Origin of the sequence: Kitasatospora sp. NPDC048296 (assembly GCF_043201815.1) — a bacterium.
Classification (GTDB): Bacteria; Actinomycetota; Actinomycetes; order Streptomycetales; family Streptomycetaceae; genus Kitasatospora.
This window is the reverse complement of record NZ_JBICZB010000176.1, coordinates 1-2,669: the sequence shown is the minus strand read 5'-3', so window position 1 is coordinate 2,669 and position 2,669 is coordinate 1. Positions and strand designations below refer to the sequence as shown.

Sequence of the window (2,669 nt, the reverse complement as noted above, 5' to 3'; positions counted from 1 at the left end):
CTGAGGACAAGCCCTCGGCCTATTAGTACCGGTCAACTCCACCCCTTACAGGGCTTCCATATCCGGCCTATCAACCCAGTCGTCTACTGGGAGCCTTACCCTCTCAAGGAGGTGGGAGTGCTCATCTCGAAGCAGGCTTCCCGCTTAGATGCTTTCAGCGGTTATCCCTCCCGAACGTAGCCAACCAGCCATGCCCTTGGCAGGACAACTGGCACACCAGAGGTTCGTCCGTCCCGGTCCTCTCGTACTAGGGACAGCCCTTCTCAACACTCCTACGCGCACAGCGGATAGGGACCGAACTGTCTCACGACGTTCTAAACCCAGCTCGCGTACCGCTTTAATGGGCGAACAGCCCAACCCTTGGGACCTACTCCAGCCCCAGGATGCGACGAGCCGACATCGAGGTGCCAAACCATCCCGTCGATATGGACTCTTGGGGAAGATCAGCCTGTTATCCCCGGGGTACCTTTTATCCGTTGAGCGACGGCGCTTCCACAAGCCACCGCCGGATCACTAGTCCCTACTTTCGTACCTGCTCGACCCGTCAGTCTCACAGTCAAGCTCCCTTGTGCACTTACACTCAACACCTGATTGCCAACCAGGCTGAGGGAACCTTTGGGCGCCTCCGTTACCCTTTAGGAGGCAACCGCCCCAGTTAAACTACCCACCAGACACTGTCCCTGATCCGGATCACGGACCCAGGTTAGACATCCAGCACGACCAGAGTGGTATTTCAACGGCGACTCCACAACAACTGGCGTTGCTGCTTCAAAGTCTCCCACCTATCCTACACAAGCCGAACCGAACACCAATATCAAGCTATAGTAAAGGTCCCGGGGTCTTTCCGTCCTGCTGCGCGAAACGAGCATCTTTACTCGTAATGCAATTTCACCGGGCCTATGGTTGAGACAGTCGAGAAGTCGTTACGCCATTCGTGCAGGTCGGAACTTACCCGACAAGGAATTTCGCTACCTTAGGATGGTTATAGTTACCACCGCCGTTTACTGGCGCTTAAGTTCTCAGCTTCGCCCGACCGAAATCGAGCTAACCGGTCCCCTTAACGTTCCAGCACCGGGCAGGCGTCAGTCCGTATACATCGCCTTACGGCTTCGCACGGACCTGTGTTTTTAGTAAACAGTCGCTTCTCGCTGGTCTCTGCGGCCACCCCCAGCTCAGAGTGCAAGACTCGTCACCAGGAATGGCCCCCCTTCTCCCGAAGTTACGGGGGCATTTTGCCGAGTTCCTTAACCATAGTTCACCCGAACGCCTCGGTATTCTCTACCTGACCACCTGAGTCGGTTTGGGGTACGGGCCGCCATGAAACTCGCTAGAGGCTTTTCTCGACAGCATAGGATCATCCACTTCACCACAATCGGCTCGGCATCAGGTCTCAGCCTTAATGTGAGGCGGATTTGCCTACCTCACGGCCTACACCCTTACCCCGGGACAACCACCGCCCGGGCTGGACTACCTTCCTGCGTCACCCCATCGCTCACCTACTACCCCGTTGGGTCACCGGCTCCACCACTTCCCTTTGCCCGAAGGCTCCGGGACGGCTTCACGGGCTTAGCATCAAGAGGTTCAGCGTTGGCGCTTCAAAGCGGGTACGGGAATATCAACCCGTTGTCCATCGACTACGCCTGTCGGCCTCGCCTTAGGTCCCGACTTACCCTGGGCAGATCAGCTTGACCCAGGAACCCTTGGTCAATCGGCGCAAGAGTTTCCCACTCTTGTATCGCTACTCATGCCTGCATTCTCACTCGTATACCGTCCACGACTCGATTCCTCGGCCGCTTCACCCGGCACACGACGCTCCCCTACCCATCACAGCAACCGTTAGGTCTTCATGCTGCAATGACACGACTTCGGTGATGTGCTTGAGCCCCGCTACATTGTCGGCGCGGAATCACTTGACCAGTGAGCTATTACGCACTCTTTCAAGGGTGGCTGCTTCTAAGCCAACCTCCTGGTTGTCTCTGCGACTCCACATCCTTTCCCACTTAGCACACGCTTAGGGACCTTAGTCGGTGTTCTGGGCTGTTTCCCTCTCGACCATGGAGCTTATCCCCCACAGTCTCACTGCCACGCTCTCACTTACCGGCATTCGGAGTTTGGCTAAGGTCAGTAACCCGGTAAGGCCCATCGCCTATCCAGTGCTCTACCTCCGGCAAGAAACACGTGACGCTGCACCTAAATGCATTTCGGGGAGAACCAGCTATCACGGAGTTTGATTGGCCTTTCACCCCTAACCACAGGTCATCCCCCAGGTTTTCAACCCTGGTGGGTTCGGTCCTCCACACGGTCTTACCCGCGCTTCAACCTGCCCATGGCTAGATCACTCCGCTTCGGGTCTTGGGCATGCAACTCAACCGCCCTATTCGGACTCGCTTTCGCTACGGCTACCCCACACGGGTTAACCTCGCTACACACCGCAAACTCGCAGGCTCATTCTTCAAAAGGCACGCAGTCACGGCCAGCCGGCAAGCCGACTGACGACGCTCCCACGGCTTGTAGGCACACGGTTTCAGGTACTATTTCACTCCGCTCCCGCGGTACTTTTCACCATTCCCTCACGGTACTATCCGCTATCGGTCACTAGGGAATATTTAGGCTTAGCGGGTGGTCCCGCCAGATTCACACGGGATTTCTCGGGCCCCGTGCTACTTGGG

Annotated in this window: 1 rRNA gene; it reads right to left on the bottom strand. The window is 56.8% G+C overall.

Annotation, left to right across the window (positions count from 1 at the left end):
• Positions 1–2 precede the first annotated feature (2 nt).
• Positions 3–2,669, bottom strand: a 23S ribosomal RNA gene (locus tag ACGF12_RS38245); the annotation flags it as partial.